Origin of the sequence: Pseudomonas sp. WC2 (assembly GCF_050586545.1) — a bacterium.
Taxonomy (GTDB): Bacteria; Pseudomonadota; Gammaproteobacteria; order Pseudomonadales; family Pseudomonadaceae; genus Aquipseudomonas.
In genome coordinates this window covers 204,886-223,525 of the sequence record NZ_JBOBDR010000008.1, presented here as the reverse complement: position 1 = coordinate 223,525, position 18,640 = coordinate 204,886, and the positions used below count along the sequence as shown (strand labels likewise).

General features: G+C 59.0%; 14 protein-coding genes. 3 read left to right on the top strand and 11 right to left on the bottom strand.

What is annotated here, in order from left to right; all coding sequences use genetic code 11:
* Positions 1–88: 88 nt before the first annotated feature.
* From ACQ4OE_RS12470 to kdpF, 6 genes are all read right to left on the bottom strand, one after another.
* The gene (locus tag ACQ4OE_RS12470) at positions 89–784 is read right to left on the bottom strand and encodes a response regulator (RefSeq protein WP_122592014.1); all 696 of its coding nucleotides are present in this window, start codon (positions 782–784) and stop codon (positions 89–91) included.
* A gap of 48 nt (positions 785–832) precedes the next feature.
* Entirely contained in the window at positions 833–3,484 is a 2,652-nt protein-coding gene (locus ACQ4OE_RS12465) for a DUF4118 domain-containing protein (RefSeq protein ID WP_430946804.1), read from the bottom strand.
* A 137-nt stretch (positions 3,485–3,621) separates the two neighbouring features.
* Positions 3,622–4,167, bottom strand: a complete 546-nt coding sequence (gene kdpC / locus ACQ4OE_RS12460; RefSeq protein WP_122592017.1) for a potassium-transporting ATPase subunit KdpC — start codon at positions 4,165–4,167, stop codon at positions 3,622–3,624.
* A gap of 137 nt (positions 4,168–4,304) precedes the next feature.
* On the bottom strand, positions 4,305–6,362 hold the full coding sequence (kdpB, locus tag ACQ4OE_RS12455; RefSeq protein WP_430946803.1) for a potassium-transporting ATPase subunit KdpB: 2,058 nt from the start codon (positions 6,360–6,362) through the stop codon (positions 4,305–4,307).
* A 10-nt stretch (positions 6,363–6,372) separates the two neighbouring features.
* Positions 6,373–8,067 carry a potassium-transporting ATPase subunit KdpA gene (gene kdpA, locus ACQ4OE_RS12450; protein ID WP_430946802.1) on the bottom strand — a complete coding sequence of 565 codons (1,695 nt, stop codon included), beginning with the start codon at positions 8,065–8,067 and terminating at the stop codon, positions 6,373–6,375.
* Between the two features lie 8 nt (positions 8,068–8,075).
* Positions 8,076–8,165: a K(+)-transporting ATPase subunit F gene (gene kdpF, locus ACQ4OE_RS12445; protein WP_007899818.1), complete on the bottom strand. Its 90-nt coding sequence runs from the start codon at positions 8,163–8,165 to the stop codon at positions 8,076–8,078.
* A gap of 399 nt (positions 8,166–8,564) precedes the next feature.
* Here kdpF and eat point away from each other — a divergent pair, with 399 nt between their 5' ends.
* From eat to ACQ4OE_RS12430, 3 genes are all read left to right on the top strand, one after another.
* Entirely contained in the window at positions 8,565–9,929 is a 1,365-nt protein-coding gene (eat, locus tag ACQ4OE_RS12440) for an ethanolamine permease (protein WP_430946801.1), read from the top strand.
* Positions 9,930–10,058: 129 nt separating this feature from the next.
* Entirely contained in the window at positions 10,059–10,226 is a 168-nt protein-coding gene (locus tag ACQ4OE_RS12435; RefSeq protein ID WP_080896048.1) for a DUF2897 family protein, read from the top strand.
* 131 nt (positions 10,227–10,357) lie between these two features.
* Positions 10,358–10,915, top strand: a complete 558-nt coding sequence (locus ACQ4OE_RS12430; RefSeq protein WP_095189201.1) for a TetR/AcrR family transcriptional regulator — start codon at positions 10,358–10,360, stop codon at positions 10,913–10,915.
* Here the strand turns inward: ACQ4OE_RS12430 and fabF are convergent.
* From fabF to ACQ4OE_RS12405, 5 genes are all read right to left on the bottom strand, one after another.
* Positions 10,912–12,186: a beta-ketoacyl-ACP synthase II gene (gene fabF, locus ACQ4OE_RS12425; protein WP_430946800.1), complete on the bottom strand. Its 1,275-nt coding sequence runs from the start codon at positions 12,184–12,186 to the stop codon at positions 10,912–10,914. The two genes, ACQ4OE_RS12430 and fabF, sit on opposite strands and share 4 nt — an antisense overlap.
* A gap of 22 nt (positions 12,187–12,208) precedes the next feature.
* Positions 12,209–13,012, bottom strand: coding sequence for an SDR family NAD(P)-dependent oxidoreductase (locus ACQ4OE_RS12420; protein WP_430946799.1), 804 nt, complete (start codon positions 13,010–13,012; stop codon positions 12,209–12,211).
* Positions 13,013–13,227: 215 nt separating this feature from the next.
* Positions 13,228–13,563: a ComEA family DNA-binding protein gene (locus ACQ4OE_RS12415; protein WP_430946798.1), complete on the bottom strand. Its 336-nt coding sequence runs from the start codon at positions 13,561–13,563 to the stop codon at positions 13,228–13,230.
* Positions 13,564–13,675: 112 nt separating this feature from the next.
* On the bottom strand, positions 13,676–15,670 hold the full coding sequence (locus tag ACQ4OE_RS12410; protein WP_430946797.1) for a polysaccharide biosynthesis protein: 1,995 nt from the start codon (positions 15,668–15,670) through the stop codon (positions 13,676–13,678).
* A gap of 264 nt (positions 15,671–15,934) precedes the next feature.
* Positions 15,935–18,535, bottom strand: a complete 2,601-nt coding sequence (locus ACQ4OE_RS12405; protein WP_430946796.1) for a hypothetical protein — start codon at positions 18,533–18,535, stop codon at positions 15,935–15,937.
* Between the last annotated feature and the right edge of the window lie 105 nt (positions 18,536–18,640).

Sequence of the window (18,640 nt, the reverse complement as noted above, 5' to 3'; positions counted from 1 at the left end):
TTTTTTGCTGACTGTCAGTCCGTCATCGCTAGCAGGGCTAGCTCCCACAGGGGTTTTGTGAACGACGCAAATCCGGTGTGTGAGCGAGTCAGCCAACCTCACTCAACAGCCGATAACCCACCCCCGCCTCCGTCACGATAAACCGTGGCCGCGTCGGATCATCCGCCAGTTTCTGCCGCAGATGCCCCACCACAATCCGCAGGTAATGACTGTCCTCGGTGTGCGTCGGCCCCCAGATATCCTTGAGCAATTGCTGCTGGGTGATGACCCGGCCTGGATGCCGCGCCAATTGCGCCAGCACCGCATACTCCTTACGGGTCAGCGCCACTTCGACGCCGTCGAGCAGTACCCGCCGATACGCCAGATCCACCGTCAGCGGGCCGAAATTCAGCGCCGCTTGCTGCGCCTCCCCCGCCGGCGCCTGACGCAATAACGCCCGCACCCGCGCGAGAAACTCCTGAATGCCGAACGGCTTGGTCACGTAGTCATTGGCGCCACCATCCAGCGCCTCGACCTTCTGCCCCTCACTGGCGCGCACCGACAGCACCAGCACCGGCGTCGTCGCCCATTCGCGAAACTCGCGCAGCACCTGTTGGCCGTCCATGTCCGGCAGGCCAAGGTCGAGCACCAGCAAATCCGGTTTGTTCAGCGCCGCCTGCGCAAGGCCTTCGGCACCGGTGCCCGCCTCCAGCACCTTGTAGCCTTGGGACGCGAGGCTGATGCGCAGGAATTTACGGATCTGCGGTTCGTCGTCGATGACCAGAATGGTCGCGGTCTGGCTCATGAATTCACATCAACAGAAAAGAGTGGCAAGAGAGTAGCGCAGTCGGATTCAGGCTTCATCGTCCAATCCCGGTTGCGTCTGCAACGGCAGGTGCAAAGTGATGCAGGTGCCACGCCCGTCGATGCCATCAGCCACGCTGATGCGCCCGCCGTGCGCGCCGACCATGCCCTGACAGATCGCCAGACCGAGACCGGTGCCCTGGCCGCCGCGATCACCGCGCGCGGCGGTGTAGAACATGTCGAAAATCTTCGCGCGCTCGTCTTCGGGAATCCCCGGACCTTCATCGCTGACCGAGAAGTAAATCTCTTGCTCATTCGAGCCTGCGTTGAGTTGCAAGCGACCGTGAGCCGGCGAGAACCGTGCAGCGTTTTCCAGCACATTGACCAGCGCCTGTTCGATCAACGCCGCGTGCACGAACAGTAAAGGCAACTCGGCCGGCACCGCGGTGCTGACCTGCAACGGCGCCAGCACTGCGCGCAGGCGATTGAGCGAACTGCCGACGATATCGGCGGGCGACACCCAGTCCCGCGCCAGTTTCAAGGCGCCGTGCCCGAGGCGGGTCATGTCGAGCAGATTCTGGATGTAGCGATCGAGGCGTTCGGCTTCATCTCGGGTGCCTTCGAGCAACTCGCGACGATCTTCCAACGGGATAGCTTCGCCCAGCGCCAACAGGCTGTCGATACTGCCGCGCATGGCGGTCAGCGGCGTGCGCAAATCGTGGGACACCGACGCCAGCAACGCGCTGCGCAATTGCTCGGTTTCGCCGTGCAGGCGCGCGGCTTCGAGGTCGTCGGCCAATTGCGCGCGGGCCAGCGCTTGCGCCAACGGCTGACTCAACGCGGTGAGCAAGCGCCGACGCTGGCCGCTCAAGGTCTGGCCTTCTTTGGCGCAAACACCAAGCAGCGCCAGCGGCCCATCCTCGACCGACAGCGGCCACCACCACCAACGCCCAAACGGCAGCGTGCCGGTGCCCATGCCTGCGGGTTGATCGTGTTGCCAGGCCCAGTCGGCGGCGGCGCGTTCCGACTCAGTGAATTGCAGCGGCCCACCCGTCTCGACTTTCCAGCCGCCCTGGCCATCGCGATTGAGCAGACACAGTTGCAGGTCGCTCCAGCCATTGAGGTGTTGCGCCGCGGCGCTGACCACCGCTTGGCGATCCGTCGCGGCGGTGAGTTTGCGCGACAAATCGAGCAGTTCGGTGGTCTCTTCCTGGGTGTCGCGCAACGCCTGCAATTGCCGACGCTGCCGCGCCGCGAGGTTACCGGTGAGCGCCGCCATCAACAGGAAAAACAGCAGGGTCAGCACGTCTTCTTCGCGCTGGATGCTGAAGGAAAAATTCGGTGGAATGAACAAAAAATCATAGGTCAGAAACGACAGCGCCGCACACGCCAGCGCCGGGCCGAGGCTGCTGCGCACCGCCACCAGCAACACCGCCGCGAGGAACACCAGCGAGATGTTCGGCAGCGGCAACACACTCGACACCGCCCACGCCAAGGCACTGGCCAACAGCGTTGCGACCACAGCCAGCGCATAGTCAAACCACACCAGCGTCAACGGATTGCGCGGGCGCGGTTGATGCTGTTCTTGATCAGTGTCGAGGACGTTGATTTCCAGCCCATGAGCTTGACGCAACAACCGCGCCGCGAGCCCACCACCGAACAGGCGCCGACGCAGGCGAGGTCGCGACTGGCCGACCAGCACCAGACTGGCGCGACGTTCGGCTGCGTGCTGGATCAGGGTTTTCGCCACTTCACCGGCGCGCAGCAACACCACTTCACCACCGAGGCGTTCGGCCAGTTGCTGGGCACTTTGCAGACGCAGACGCGATTGCTCGTCGCGCACACTGCCATTGTCGACGTGCACCAGACTCCACGGCAGATGCCGACGCTGGGCGACGCGACTGGCATGCCTTACCAAGCGCTCGGCCTGGGCATCGCCATCGACGCCGACCAGCAAACGCCCGCGCACCGCCGGCGCGGCCTGGCCGAGTTGGCGATAGCCTTGGGCGAGATCGTTATCGACTTGCGCAGCGGCGGTTTGCATCGCCAGTTCGCGCAGTGCGGTGAGGTTGGTCTGAGTGAAAAACGCATCAATCGCCGCGCGCGCCTGCTCCGGCACGTAGACCTTGCCTTCGCGCAGACGCTCGAGCAGTTCGCGCGGCGGTAGGTCGATCAGCAGCAGTTCGTAGGCTTCTTGCAGGACCCAATCCGGCAGAGTTTCGCGCACCTGCACACCAGTGATGCCGCGCACCTGATCGTTGAGGCTTTCGAGGTGTTGGACGTTGACCGTGGTGAACACGTCGATGCCGGCGGCGAGCAACTCCTGAATGTCTTGCCAGCGTTTGTCGTGGCGACTGCCGGGGGCGTTGCTGTGGGCCAGTTCATCGACCAGCACAAGCTTTGGCTTGGCCGCGAGGATGCCGTCGAGGTCCATTTCTTCGAGCATCACGCCACGGTATTCCGAGCGCACCAACGGTTGCTGCGGCAGGCCGCCGAGCAACGCTTCGGTTTCGGCACGGCCATGGGTTTCGACGACGCCAGCGATAACCTTCACGCCGTGGCGCAGTTGCGTGTGCGCGGCCTGGAGCATGGCGTAAGTCTTGCCGACACCGGGGGCGGCGCCGAGGAAAACCTTGAGCCGACCACGGCCGTCTCGGGGCAGATCAGCTAACAGCGCGTCGGCGCGGCCGGAGTCGCTCATGCTTGATGTTCTCTCTTCCTGATGATCGTTCCCACGCTCTGCGCGGGAATGCAGCCCGGGACGCTCTGCGTCCCACCAAAGCGGACGCGGAGCGTCCATTGATGCATTCCCACGCAGAGCGTGGGAACGATCATCTTCTACAACTTTTCCAGCGCCATGTTCAGCTCAAGCACATTGACCACCGGCGGCCCCACCAGCGGTTGCTCAATGTGCGCATCAAGCAGTTGCTGCAAGGTCGACACCGGGACGTTTCGCGCTGCTGCGACTCGCGCCAGTTGATAGGCAATTGCCGCCGGTGGCAAGTGCGGATCGAGGCCGCTGCCGGAGGTGGTCAATAACGCCAACGGCACCGGGCCTTGCCCCGGAACCTGAAGTTTATTGGCGTCGTCGATCACGCGGGTGGCGAGTGCCGGATTGCTCGGGGCGAGGTTGCTGGCGCTGCTGGAAACCGTAGCAAACGCACCGGCGGATGGACGCGGATGAAACCATGCATCGCCGACGAAATCCTGGGCGATCAGGGATGAACCGCGAACCTTACCGTCGGCATCGTGGACGAGACTGCCGTTGGCTTGCTCGGGAAATGCGACCTGCGCAACACCGGTGACCACCAGTGGATAGGCGACGCCAGTGACCAGGGTCATCAGCACCAGCAGGCTCAGGGCCGGACGGATCATTGTGGACATTTGATAATCCTCGAATTCAAAAAATACATAGCGCAATAAGTCAGCGGGACCGAGTTGATCTCATCGCCAGCAGGGCTGGCTCCCACAGGGGCATGCATGGCCAATGGGGAGCGAGGCTGCTCGCGAGGGGGGGGTGGTCACACTAGATGCATCGCCGTGAGCAACATGTCGATCGCCTTGATCCCCACGAAAGGCACCAGAATCCCGCCCAATCCATAGATCAACAGATTGCGTCGCAACAACGCCGCTGCACTCGCCGCTTGCACCCGCACACCGCGCAGCGCCAACGGAATCAGCACAACAATGATCAAAGCGTTGAAGACAATCGCCGAGAGAATCGCGCTCTGCGGACTGGTCAACTGCATGATGTTGAGCACACCCAGTTGCGGATAAATCGAGGCGAACAGCGCGGGCAGGATCGCAAAGTATTTGGCGACGTCGTTGGCGATGGAAAAGGTCGTCAGCGCGCCACGGGTCACCAGCAATTCCTTGCCGATCTGCACCACGTCGAGAAGCTTGGTCGGGTCGCTGTCGAGATCGACCATGTTCGCTGCTTCGCGCGCCGCCTGCGTGCCGTCGTTCATCGCCATGCCGACGTCCGCCTGAGCCAGCGCCGGAGCATCGTTGGCGCCGTCGCCGCACATCGCGACCAGACGCCCGTCGTTTTGCTCGTGACGAATGCGCGCAAGTTTTTTCTCTGGAGTCGCCTCGGCGAGGACGTCATCGACACCCGCTTCAGCGGCAATCGCAGCAGCGGTGAGCGGGTTGTCGCCGGTGACCATGACCGTACGAATCCCCAGTTTGCGCAACTCGGCAAAACGCTCGCGGATGCCCGGTTTGACCACGTCCTTGAGGTGGATCGCGCCGAGCAATTTGCCGTCGGCACAGACCAGCAACGGCGTGCCGCCACTCTGGGCGATCTTGTCGATTTCTCGCGCCAGCGCCGGGGCCAGATCCGCGCGTTTCTGGCCGAGGAAACTCAGCAGCGAATCCACCGCGCCTTTGCGGTAGACGCGGCCTTGATAGTCGACGCCGGACAACCGGGTTTCTGCGCTGAATGGCACAGCGGTCAGGGTTTCCAGCGCAGGCTCAGGCTGCGGGTGCAGACCGCGCAGGTACTCAACTACGGATTTACCTTCAGCGGTGTCGTCCGCTAGGGACGCAAACAACGCACCTTCGGCCAACTCACGCCCCGTCACTCCCGGCGCCGCATACACTGCGCTGCAACGACGGTTGCCGAAGGTGATGGTGCCGGTCTTGTCCAACAGCAATACATGCACGTCACCCGCCGCTTCCACCGCACGACCCGACTTGGCGATGACGTTGAGGCGCACCAGACGATCCATGCCGGCAATACCAATCGCCGAGAGCAGCCCGCCAATGGTGGTCGGAATCAGCGTGACCAGCAGCGCCACCAGGAACACCAGCGGCAGGCTGCCGTTGGCGAAGTGAGCGAACGGTTGCAGGGTCACCACCACCAGCAGAAAGATCAACGTCAGGCCGATCAGCAGAATATCCAGCGCCACTTCGTTCGGGGTCTTCTGGCGTTTGGCGCCTTCGACCAGCGCGATCATGCGGTCAAGGGTCGACTCGCCGGGGTTGACGGTGATCTTTACCAGCAACCAGTCGGACACCAGTCGCGTGTTACCGGTGACGGCCGAGCGGTCACCGCCGGACTCGCGAATCACCGGTGCCGACTCGCCGGTAATCGCCGCTTCGTTGACCGCCGCGATGCCTTCGATGACCTCGCCGTCACCGGGGATCATCTCCCCCGCTTCGACACGCACTACATCGCCTTTGCGCAGACTCGCTGCCGGCACGACCTGAAAGCTGCCATTGGCTTGTTTGCGTCGCGCGCTGAGGCCTTCGCTGCCAGCCTTGAGGCTGTCGGCGCGAGCCTTGCCGCGACCTTCGGCCAAGGCCTCGGCGAAGTTGGCGAACAGCACGGTGAACCACAGCCACAAGGCGATTTGCGCGGCGACGAAGGTCGGCACATCGGCATCAGGAATGAAGCACAGCACAGTGGTGAAAATCGCCGTCAGTTCGACCACCAGCATCACCGGCGAACGCTTCAGTTGCCGAGGGTCGAGTTTGACGAAAGCTTGCACCAGCGCCGGACGCCACAGCGCCGAGATCGCGGTCTTCGCTTGTTCCGGCGCCTTGACGGCAGCGGGTTTGATTGCGGGCATATTCATCGATAGATCCTCAGAAACCCATGCTCAAATGTTCGGCGATAGGGCCGAGCGCCAGAGTCGGCAGAAAGGTCAGGCCGCCCACCAGCAAAATGGTCACGGTCAGCAGGGTCACGAACAGCGGGCCGTGGGTCGGGAAGCTGTTCTGGCCGATCGGCGCGGTTTTCTTCATCGCCAGACTGCCGGCCAATGCCAGAACCGGAAGGATGTAACCGAAGCGACCGATCAACATGCCCAAGCCGAGCATCAGGTTGTGGAATGGCGTGTTTGCGCTCAGGCCACCGAACGCCGAGCCGTTGTTGGCACTCGCCGAGGTGTAGGCGTAAAGCAACTGGCTGAAACCGTGCGGGCCGGGGTTGCTGATCGTCGCCGCCGGGCCGGGTAACACGGCAGCAATCGCACCGAGTACCAGCACGCCGACCGGCATCACCAGCAGGGTCACGACCAGCAATTGCACTTCACGGGCCTGGAGTTTCTTGCCGAGGTATTCCGGGGTGCGCCCGATCATCAGACCGGCGAGGAACACCGCGATCAGCACGTTGAGCAACATGCCGTAGAGCCCGGCCCCGACGCCGCCGAAGATCACTTCGCCGACCATCATGTTGACCAGCGCGACCATGCCGCTGAGCGGGTTGAGGCTGTCGTGCATGGCATTGACCGAGCCGTTCGACGCTGCGGTGGTGGTCACCGACCACAACACGGTGGCGGTGGTGCCGAAGCGCGCTTCCTTGCCTTCCAGCGGCGCGGTCTGTTCGACGGCGGCGTTGTTCAGGGTCGGATTCGGTTGGTATTCAGCCCACAGGGAAGTCGCGCCACCGATCAGGAACAGCGCCAGCATGCAGGCGATGATCGCGCGGCTCTGACGCAGGTCTTTGACGTAGTGGCCGAAGGTGAACACCAGCGCCACCGGGATCAGAATGATCGACGCGACTTCGAACAGGTTGCTCCACGCGGTCGGGTTCTCGAACGGATGCGCCGAGTTGACGCCGAAGAAGCCGCCACCGTTGGTGCCCAGTTGCTTGATCGCAATCTGACTCGCCGCCGGGCCGAGCGGGATCACTTGATCAACACCCTGCATCGTCACCGCGTTCACATACTGCGCGAAGGTTTGCGGCACGCCCTGCCAGACCAGATACAGCGCCAGCAGCAGGCACAACGGCAACAGGCCATAGAGGGTGGCGCGGGTCATGTCGACCCAGAAGTTGCCTAGGGTTTTCGTCGATTTGCGGCCGATGCCACGGCAGAGTGCAACCAGCACGGCGAGACCGGTGGCGGCGCTGACAAAATTCTGCACGGTGAGGCCGACCATCTGGCTCAGGTAGCTGAGGGTCGCTTCGCCGCTGTAGGACTGCCAGTTGGTGTTGGTCATGAAACTGACCGCGGTGTTGAACGCCTGCGTCCACTCCTGGCCCGGCAGATTTTGCGGGTTCAGCGGCAGGTGATCCTGGAACAACAGAACCGCGAACAGTAGGAGGAAACCGGCGAGGTTGAACGTCAGCAATGCCAGCGTGTACTTCTGCCAGCTCTGTTCAGCCTGCGGATCGACGCCGGCGATGCGGTAGCAACCGCGCTCGACCGGGCCGAGAATCGGCGTCAGCCAGGTGCGCTGGCCTTCCATCACCTTGTAGTAGAAGCGCCCGAGCAGCGGCGCCGGGAGCAAGACCAGCGCAAAAAACGCGAGGATCAGCCAATAGTCATAACTGTGCATAGCCGCTCCTAGTTCCGGTCCGCGCGCAACAGCGCAACCAACAGATAAATGAACAGCCCCACTGCCAATAGCAGTGACACCCCATCCAGAACGCTCATGGAAGATCTCCGTGTTACGGCGTATTGCCGCGTGTGGGGTGATTGTCGGAAAGGAGGCTGTAAAGGAACGAGAGCGAGGGGTGCGGCGGGGCATAAAGAAAGCGTAAAGAGTGGGTTTATGGCTTCGTTACAGGTGGGTTTAGCGCTGTCTGGCCGGGCCTCTTTGCTAGCAAGCTCGCTCCCACAATTTGAAATGCATTCCCCTGTGGGAGCGAGCCTGCTCGCGAAGGCGGCATAACCGCCAACATCGCACCCAACTGGCGCACAAAACGCGGGCATCCAGCAGCCGACATCCCCGATACGACAGCTTTCAACTCATTACGACTTGTTTCAGCGCAATGGCACGCCCACTGCACGCGCCCTCCTCCGAGCTTTCCAAACCGTTCAGGGAGCAAGCGCATGAACACACAACTCAAACCCACGCTGGGCACGTTGCACCTGTGGGGCATTGCCGTCGGGCTGGTGATTTCCGGGGAATATTTCGGCTGGAGTTACGGCTGGGGTGTCGCCGGCACACTGGGCTTTCTGGTGACTTCATTCATGGTCGCGACCATGTACACCTGCTTCATTTTCAGCTTCACCGAACTGACCACCGCGATTCCCCACGCCGGCGGGCCGTTTGCCTACAGCCGCCGTGCCTTTGGCGAAAAAGGAGGGTTGATTGCCGGGCTGGCGACGCTGATCGAATTCGTCTTCGCGCCACCGGCAATCGCGCTGGCAATTGGCGCCTATTTGAATGTGCAGTTTCCAGCGCTCGATCCGAAACACGCGGCGGTCGGTGCCTATATTGTGTTTATGGGTTTGAACATTCTCGGCGTGAAACTGGCGGCGACGTTCGAGCTGATTGTTTGTGTACTGGCAGTGGCTGAATTGCTGGTGTTCATGGGCGTGGTCGCGCCGGCGTTCAGCTTCAGCAACTTTGCCTTGAACGGCTGGGCCGGCTCTGACGTGTTTGGCGCGCCAGCGATTGCCGGGATGTTCGCGGCGATTCCCTTCGCGATCTGGTTTTTCCTCGCCATTGAAGGGGCGGCCATGGCGGCCGAGGAAGCCAAGGACCCGAAACGCACGATTCCCAAGGCGTACATCAGCGGCATCCTGACGTTGGTGTTGCTGGCGATGGGCGTGATGTTCTTCGCCGGCGGCGTCGGCGATTGGCGCACCCTCGCCAACATCAACGATCCACTGCCGCAAGCGATGAAAACCGTGGTCGGCGACAACTCCGGCTGGCTCCACATGCTGGTGTGGATCGGCCTGTTCGGCCTGGTGGCGAGTTTCCACGGGATCATTCTCGGCTACTCGCGGCAGTTCTTTGCCCTCGCCCGCGCCGGTTATCTGCCGGCTTCACTGGCCAAACTGTCGCGTTTCCAGACCCCGCACCGCGCGATCATCGCCGGCGGCATCATCGGCATTGCGGCGATCTACAGCGACGGTCTGATCAACCTCGGCGGCATGACCCTCACTGCCGCGATGATCACCATGGCCGTATTCGGCGCGATCGTGATGTACATCATGAGCATGCTCAGCCTGTTCAAACTGCGTAAATCGGAACCGAATCTTGAGCGCACTTTCCGCGCGCCGTGCTATCCGCTGATCCCGATGATTGCGTTAGTCCTGGCCGTGGTGTGCCTGGTGGCGATGGCTTGGTTCAACGCACTGATCGGGCTGATCTTCCTCGGCTTCATGGCCGTCGGGTTCGGCTACTTCCTGCTGACCGGTCAGTTGCGCGCCGATGCCCCGGCCGATGCGATGTTGACCGGGCAATAAGGGATTTAAGGTGTACGGGGCATAAGCGGCCTAGAATGGAACCACTGCGAAGTGATTTCGCTCATAAATGATAGGCAACGTCGCACGGCGAAATCCTCGCCCGTCGATCTGCCATTAAGGAGAGCCGTTATGCCCTGGTATGCCTGGTTGATTCTGGTTGTTGCAATCGGCTCGATCGTTGGCGGTTTGATGATGCTGCGCGACACCGCCAACAAGGTCGAACTGACCGATGAGGAGCGCAAACGCGTCGCTGCCCGCAACGCCGAAGCGGACGCTAAAGAAGCGCAAGACCGCTGACAAAAAACCCCGCCGGATTGGCGGGGTTTGTTTTTTGGGCGCTATTGGACTTATCTGCATGCTTTTTAGAAGTACAGTCACCATTTAATTTTCAGTGGTTAAGATGGTGGCATTGTTGCGGAGAGTTCCACATGCGTTACTCGCAGGACCATAAAGCCCAGACCCATCAGCGCATCATCAAGGAAGCTTCGGCGCGATTCCGCAAGGACGGTATCGGCGCGACAGGCCTGCAACCTTTGATGAAAGCGCTGGGGTTGACCCATGGCGGGTTTTACTCGCATTTCAAATCCAAGGACGAATTGGTCGAGAAGGCCCTGCAAGAGGCCGGCGCCCAACTGGATGCGCACTGCGCCATGCTGTTTTCCGAAGAACAACCACTGGAAGCCTTCATCGACAGTTATTTGTCCGAATGGCATCACACCTCGCCCCACGAAGGTTGTCCGTTACCGACCATGTCCTCGGAACTCGGTCTGCGCGGCCAGCCAAGTCCGACAACCGACGCGGTGCTCAATGCGCGGCTGGAGCAAGTGCAGAACGCGTTGGGTGGCGAAACCGCGGCTGATCGCAGCGTCGTGATCATGGCCACCTTGTTGGGTGCGCTGGTACTCGCGCGTAGCGTCGAAGATCCGGAACTGGCCCAGCGCATCCTCGGCGTCACGCGCGCTCACCTGAAAAACCAGCAGGATTAGTCTTCCCAGCGCCTGAACAATACGCTGGCATTCACCCCGCCAAATCCGAAGCCATTGGACAATGCATATTCGATCGGCATCGACCGCGCTTCGCCGTGGACAATATCCACGCCTTCGCTCGCAGGATCAGGGGTATCGAAGTTGAGCGTCGGCGGCACCTTCTGATCGCGAATCGCCAACAAGGTAAAGATCGCTTCCAGCCCGCCGGCAGCACCGAGCAAGTGGCCAGTGGCCGATTTGGTCGAGGTCACGGCGATTTTCTTTTCGCTGCCAAACAACGACTTGATGGCCGCCAGCTCACCAAGATCCCCAACCGGCGTGGAGGTCGCGTGCGCATTCAAATGCTGGACCTGATCCGGCGTCACCCCGGCTTGAGCCAGTGCCAGCGTCATCGCCCTACGTGCACCGCTGCCATCTTCCGGGCCGGCTGTCAGATGGTAGGCATCGGCCGTGGTGCCGTAACCGACCAGTTCAGCCAGCGGCTGCGCACCGCGTGCCAGCGCATGCTCCAATGACTCGATCACCAACAGCCCGGCGCCCTCGCCCATGACGAATCCGTCGCGGCCACTGTCGAACGGCCGCGAGGCGCGCTCCGGGGTGTCGTTGTAACCGCTCGACAGCGCCCGCGCTGCCGCGAAACCGGCAAGACTGACGCGGTCAATGCAGGCCTCCGCGCCGCCACACACGGCAATATCCGCTTCACCGGCACGAATCAATCGCGCGGCATCGCCAATGGCCTGAACCCCGGCGGCGCATGCAGTCACCGGCGCGCCCAGCGGGCCTTTCAAACCGTGCTGAATCGAAACGTGCCCGGCGGCAAGATTGACCAGAAACGACGGAATGGTGAATGGCGACAAACGCCGTGGGCCACGGCTGTCAGTGGTACGTACCGCATCGGCAATGGCGCCGAAACCTCCGACACCTGAGCCGATGATCGTCGCCGTGCGCGCTTGATCGTTTGCATCAGCGGGATGCCATCCCGCCTGTTCCAAGGCCTGTCGCGCCGCTTCCATGGCAAACAGAATGAAGCGATCCATCTTCTTTTGTTCTTTCGGTGGTGTTGCACGATCCGGATCGAAACCGGCCTCGGCATCCTCTTCCAGTGTCGGCACCCGCCCGCCCACACGCGTGGGCAGATCCGCAACCACCGCTTCCGGCAAATTACGTATACCGGAACGGCCAGCCAGCAAGCGCTGCCAGACCGCTTCGACACCGCTGCCCAACGGCGAAACCAGACCCATGCCCGTGACCACTATTCGACGCTGATCCATACCGTGATGACCTCTGATCAATTCAATTGCCGGCCTTGTAGCGTTGGGCTGCAGAGCTGCGAGAAAGGTTCGGCGCCATGACGTGCCGGGCGCTGACAAACGCCTGCCACTCGCTGGCATCAGGCAGCGACGGAATGGTGATCAACTCGCCCTGATCCAGCCCGGCCAATGCCGCATCGACCATTTCACCGGCCTCCATCACCATTTCTGCCGGAATACCGCTGGCATCAATGCCGGAACGCTCCCAGATTTCGGTGCGGGTCACGCCCGGCAACACCGCCTGGACTTGCACGCGGGCGCCTTCGAGTTCGGCGTTCAGCGACTGGGTCAGGCTCAATACGTAAGCCTTGCTCGCGCTGTAGGTTGCGTTGAACCGCTCGGGAAACAAGGCGACCACAGAGGCGATATTGATGATCGTGCCGCGCCCGGCTTTGGCGAAACTGGCGGCAGCCGCCGAGGCCAGACGCGTGACAGCAGTAATATTCAACTGGATCAGACGCTCCAGCTGATCAAGGTCAGCGTTAGCCAGCAGGCCGTCTGCTGCCACTCCCGCATTGTTCAACAACAGACTGATGCTTGAGTCACTGCGCAGACGCTGTTCGATCTTGAGCACGTCATCCTTTTGCGTCAGGTCGGCCTTGAGCACTTCGACCTGAATACCGTGAGCATCACGCAACGTGGTTGCGGCGCTCTCGAGGCGTTCCTTATCCCGGGCCACCAGCAGCAGATCGAAACCGCGTGCCGCGAGACGTTGCGCGTAAATCGCACCGATACCGGATGAGGCGCCGGTGACCAGAGCGGTACCTTTGGAATGGGCAGAATTCATGACTGTGCTCCTGAAAGACTGATTGGGAAATCGCCACCGGGACAGGATGTGCCAGAGCGCGTGGAAATTATTATAGGCATAATCTCAACGCAATATGATAGCCGTAATTTTCAGCCGTCCGATAAACGTCTCTGGTGTCGTGTATCCGCTGGTGCTGGTCTTTACCCAACAAAAAGGCCGGTCAATGACCGGCCTCCTGGCGCAGAACCAACAGCTTAGTTGACTTCCAGCTTGTCGCGATTGCGATCCAGGATCGCTTTGCCGATGCCTTTCACTTCCAGTAATTCTTCCACTGAAGCAAACGGACCGTTTGTTTCACGATAAGCAACAATCGCTTTCGCCTTTGCCTCACCCACGCCGGACAGTTCCTTTTGCAGTGTCGCCGCATCGGCATCGTTGAGGTCGAGTTTTGCACTCTGGGCAGGGGCCGTCGCTCCCATCACCATGTCGCCCTTAGGCGCGGGCACTGGCACCACAGGTGCAGCGACGGCGGCAATCGAGGCGCTGGTAAGCAGGGCAAACATCAGAGAATAGAAGTAACCGGTACGCATAAAGTGACGCTCCATCATCGTTTTTAGAAAGCAGCTTCTCCGAAGCTGCTCCCCAAACTTAGGCGATGATGGGAGCCTGTCAAAAATGTGTCCGTTACAGGATGTGAAACAATCAGGGTTCGAGGCGGCGCTGCTGGTAGATCCAGTCGACGATTTCACCATCAGGCGTATAGCCGCTGACGGTTTCACGCAGGAGTTGGCGGACACGCGAGTAATCATCTTTCTCGACCGCAAGAAGCAACTCGCTCAGCTTTGCCTTCAGCACATCCCACGGCAGATGATCTTCATTGGCGGTCATGATCATCGGGTGTGGCGTTGCCGCAACGTTGTCGCCGATCAGCAGCTCTTCGTAGAGTTTTTCACCGGGGCGCAGACCGGTGAACTCAATGGAGAGGTCGCCCTGAGGATTTCGATCCGAACGAATGCTCAAACCGGACAGGTGAATCATTTTCTCTGCCAGTTCGACGATTTTTACCGGCTCGCCCATATCCAGAACGAAGACATCTCCGCCCTGCCCCATGGAACCGGCCTGGATGACCAGCTGCGCAGCTTCGGGGATCGTCATGAAATAGCGAGTGATCTTGGGATGCGTGACCGTCAGTGGACCGCCTGATTTGATCTGGCTGTGAAACAGCGGGATCACCGAACCGGACGAACCCAGCACATTTCCGAAACGCACCATGGTGAAGCGCGTTTTGTTGACCCGGGAGACCTTGGAATGGTCGCCAAACAATACCGGGGCAATCTCACGGCTCAAAGCCTGGAGGGTCAACTCGGCCAGACGCTTGGTGCTGCCCATGACGTTGGTCGGGCGCACAGCCTTGTCGGTAGAAATCAGTACGAAGTTTGAAACGCCAGACTGCAGAGCCGCCTGGGCAGTATTGAGCGTGCCGATGACATTATTGAGAACGCCTTCAGCGATATTGTGCTCGACCATCGGCACATGCTTGTAAGCCGCAGCATGGTAGACCGTATCGACCTTCCACGTTTTCATCACATCGAGCAGCTTGTCCTGATGCCGGATCGAACCGAGGATCGGCAGGAGCTTGACGGATACCGACTCCCGACAGCCACGCTGCTCCAGCTCGGAAAGAATGCTGTAAAGGTTGAACTCGCTGTGTTCAAACAAAAGAAGTGTGGTCGGCTGCAAGGAAAAGATCTGTCGACACAGTTCAGACCCGATAGATCCCCCTGCCCCGGTCACCATGACAATCTTGCCTTTGATACAGCGTTCCAGCAGATCAGGCTGAGCCGGCACCGCGTCGCGTCCCAGCAGGTCGGCAATATCGACTTCCTGAATGTCCTCGACCTTCACACGCCCGCTGGCGAGGTCGGTGAAATTGGGAACACTGCGCACATGCAGGGGAAAACCTTCAAGCAGGTGCAGAATCTCCCGGCGTCGGGCACGTGTAGATGATGGAAGCGCCAAGAGAATCTCCTGAGCCCCAGTGACATCAATCATCTGCTGTATATGTTTGGGCTTATAGACTTGCAGGCCGGAGATGGCACGATCGGCGATGCTTGAATCATCATCGATAAACGCAACAGGCCGCATCACGCGGCCCATGCGCAACGCAGCCACTAACTGATTACCGGCAACGCCTGCACCGTAGATGGCCACCTTCGTCAGTCCGTCATCGCGATTGGTGAACGGTACGTGCTGAGCAGCATTGAACCAGTCACCCATGAAGTACTGGCGCATTAACAAGCGCAGACCACCGATAATGACCAGGCTCAGCCACCAGTAGTTGAAAATGATCGAGCGAGGGACAACCGTTTCGTGGTTGCTGTACCAATAGACCACCAATGCCAGAATCAGCGAAGACAAACTCACCGCTTTGATGATGGCCACAAGTGCGTCATTGCCGAAGTAGCGCATGACGGCGCGGTACATACCGAAACGAATGAACAAGGGAATAGCCACGATCGGGGCGCAAACGAACAGCCAGAGATGAACCTTTATCGGGTTGACCATCTCATCAACGCCGAGACGTACGATAAACGCCATCCACAGTGCGGCCCAAACGAGGACTGTATCCGTCAGCACTTGGATCAATCGTTTCTGCCTGCGCGGCAGCGCCAACAAAAATACGCGTAGTTTTCCCATATTCCCTCGTACCAATCTGACCTACTCCATTGGTTGAACCGGCGTACGCATTGTACGGAGTAAAAGATCCGGGTTACAGAAAAAACACGGGCGAAAGCACGCTGACAAATCGATAGAGGCGAGCGTCTCGTTTAACACTGGCGGAATTTTTGCGCCACGATGGCGAATCCGGCAACGCCGCGCTTGATAAGAGGGAGTTCGGCGGCCGTTGATCAGAATAAAACGCCTGAGGGGCCTAGGCCCCGCAGGCGCGGAAAGCTGGACCTATGCAGCAGACTGCTGGGGCTGCTTCTTGCGGAGTATGAGCAGGCACATGACACCCAGCAAATAGCCGATTACCCCGCAGATCGCCAGAAGAGTAGCGGTACGAAAATAGGGCATTTCGAATTTCGCCACTGCCTTATAGTTGCCTGCAGGCATTTCCCAGTACCGGAAGCCGTGAATATCCTTGGCTTGTATTGTGGCTCCGTTATCGAGAGTCATCGTCCAGCCTGGAAAGTAGGTTTCATTTTCGAGGAAACCGAATCCGGAGTCAGACTTGACAACATATTCAATCTGGTTGGGCTTATACAACGTAAGCCTTACTCGCTCATCGGCGGCACTGTTCTGCGACTTGATAGCAGCGATGGCCTCTTCCGCCCCTGGCTGAGCTTTGAACAGAACCGGCGTCCAGGCTTTTTTCGCGTACGTCAGCAAATCAGGATTATCCATGATGTACCGCTGACGGAGGAACTGCATTGGCCCGGAGTAATCCCCCACCATGTAGATGCCGGTGAGGTAACCCTGATAGCCGTAGACGTAACCGCGGAATTCATCGCTACGCTCGGCCCGAGTGTCGAGGCCCTTGATGCGCTGGGTGAGCAGTTTGGCAGGAGTCTCCAGTGACCCGAACTTGCGTAAATGCTTCTCGCCAGTCTCCAGGCTGTTCCAATAAACCTGACCCGCTTCGATACGCATGAAGTCAGCTACTTGAATTGAGAAAAACAACACGAAAATAATCAGTGGACTCAATTTCAGGCGATGGATGCACAGCGCGACGATAACCCACAGGATCATAACGAGCGAGAAGACAAACGCGTTCTGGTTTGCCAGCAACGGATCCACAACGAAGTAAGTCAGTACACCGAAAAGGACAAACCTGATCAGACGATCTTTCACCACGCCAAAGCTGCTTGCCTTGTACTCCTGATAACCGAGCATGGCGAAATATATAAGCGCCAGCGCAATAAACCCACGATAGTCAGCACTCGGGAATCGGCTGTAACCCAGAGGTGGAAACAACCTGACGATGATGTCGAAAGCCCAGCCACCCATAGCCATGAGCAATGCACAGCAGGCAACAGCCGCCATTCCCAGATTGCGTTTGAATATGCCCATGTTCACGAAAAAGATGAACACGAACGGAATGATCAGGATGTGCAGCGACCGCATCGAAACATCATTGGGCAGCCCGGCATAATCAATACGCTGCATCAGACTCGTCAAATTCACAGGCGAAACAAACGTTTTCGCCAGGCTGCCAGCCTCAGAGGATCTGGCAATCTCCCCCTTGAGCATCAGCACTGGGAAAAATGCCGGCGACGCCATGATCACGCCGCTCATCATCAGTGCGCCGCCAATGACAAAGTGTTTCCATGAACATTCTCTGGCAATAGCGGAGACAAAAATCAAAACGAATGAAATGAACAACATGCTGATCGAGACGCCCGGATAGCCCCCTGTCCACTGAAACAGCAACATCAGCGGAAGGATAATCACCGGAAACGGTTTGACGCCGTTTTTCATGAGATCTACCAGACCCGCAAAAATCCACGGTAGAAATACAAAGCTGCGCACGATATCAAGGTGTTCAGAGTTACAGAAAAATCCGCCAAACAAGTTATAGGCAACACTGCCAATCGTGGCGGTTAAAACATCATGGCCCGCTTTGCGCAAAAGCACGTAGGCGCCAATGCCTGCAAAAAACACATGAACCACTTGAAATACAACCGCGGCATGTACGGTGTAGGGCACGTCGAATACATAAAAGAAATAGTTGGGCAAATAAAACAGACCCGACTGCATGTTCATCAGCAGTGGGTAGCCCATTCCCTGGAAAGGAACCCACATGGGGAACTGTCCTGATTGCAGGGACGTCAGCCAGTAATTGGGAACGGCATGGTAGGTGATTGAAAAGTCCCAAGGAAAGACGTTTTGCCCAAACACATGATCGTAAAAAACGTACAAATTCAAAAAAGCCAATAAAGCGATCACGAACAGCCATGACGGAAGCGAGCGAAACAGCGAATTCAACTCTTTGGCAAAATGAATCAAAAGAAAAACCAGCAGTGCTGCAGCAACGCCAGCCGCCGCGCTCAACAACGCCCTGGCCTTGCTGAACTGACTCACATCAAAATGCAGTTCGAGTTCAGGGTCAAAAGCGTCCGCGTGCATGTCAATGACGGTTTTGCCAGAAACGCTGTCTATCTTCTCGATTTGATTGAGCGGCTTGAATGACACTCCACCCGACAGCAACTCCACACCGAAGAGAGTGACGTTTGTGCCCCTGACCTCAACGCTTCCAGACGAATTGAAGGGATCCCAGCGAACGGGAGATGCCACAATTGAAAGTGGATAAGCCAAGCGATTATCGCCTTTCTTCACAGCCAACTGCAGGGAGTTTTCTTCGCTGTAACTTATCCCGTCATTAAAAAATATTTGAGACACGCCGGACACACTCGACACCACGTCAATATTCAGGACGGGGCGACTGAAAGGCGAAACAAAAATCATGAACCCAAAAAAAATCGCAAGAACCAGAATGCCGCGGCAATACTCCGCAAGTGTTTTTTTCTGGAGAATGTAAGAAAGGAAAAAGGCATTCATATACAAATGACAAACTCTTGGATTTTTAGGAATTCGGAAAAAAACGCTTGCAAAATACAGCACTAGTGCACAAAAAGCGAGGCATGGTGGCACGCTTCTGGCAGT

Coding starts and splice junctions, on each gene's coding strand:
- ACQ4OE_RS12470 (WP_122592014.1), bottom strand. CDS start 784: ATGAGCCAGACCGCGACCATTCTGGTCATCGACGACGAACCGCAGATC.
- kdpF (WP_007899818.1), bottom strand. CDS start 8,165: ATGAGCGTTCTGGATGGGGTGTCACTGCTATTGGCAGTGGGGCTGTTC.
- ACQ4OE_RS12415 (WP_430946798.1), bottom strand. CDS start 13,563: ATGCGTACCGGTTACTTCTATTCTCTGATGTTTGCCCTGCTTACCAGC.
- ACQ4OE_RS12405 (WP_430946796.1), bottom strand. CDS start 18,535: ATGAATGCCTTTTTCCTTTCTTACATTCTCCAGAAAAAAACACTTGCG.
- ACQ4OE_RS12465 (WP_430946804.1), bottom strand. CDS start 3,484: ATGAGCGACTCCGGCCGCGCCGACGCGCTGTTAGCTGATCTGCCCCGA.
- fabF (WP_430946800.1), bottom strand. CDS start 12,186: ATGGATCAGCGTCGAATAGTGGTCACGGGCATGGGTCTGGTTTCGCCG.
- eat (WP_430946801.1), top strand. CDS start 8,565: ATGAACACACAACTCAAACCCACGCTGGGCACGTTGCACCTGTGGGGC.
- ACQ4OE_RS12410 (WP_430946797.1), bottom strand. CDS start 15,670: ATGGGAAAACTACGCGTATTTTTGTTGGCGCTGCCGCGCAGGCAGAAA.
- kdpB (WP_430946803.1), bottom strand. CDS start 6,362: ATGAATATGCCCGCAATCAAACCCGCTGCCGTCAAGGCGCCGGAACAA.
- kdpC (WP_122592017.1), bottom strand. CDS start 4,167: ATGTCCACAATGATCCGTCCGGCCCTGAGCCTGCTGGTGCTGATGACC.
- ACQ4OE_RS12420 (WP_430946799.1), bottom strand. CDS start 13,012: ATGAATTCTGCCCATTCCAAAGGTACCGCTCTGGTCACCGGCGCCTCA.
- ACQ4OE_RS12430 (WP_095189201.1), top strand. CDS start 10,358: ATGCGTTACTCGCAGGACCATAAAGCCCAGACCCATCAGCGCATCATC.
- ACQ4OE_RS12435 (WP_080896048.1), top strand. CDS start 10,059: ATGCCCTGGTATGCCTGGTTGATTCTGGTTGTTGCAATCGGCTCGATC.
- kdpA (WP_430946802.1), bottom strand. CDS start 8,067: ATGCACAGTTATGACTATTGGCTGATCCTCGCGTTTTTTGCGCTGGTC.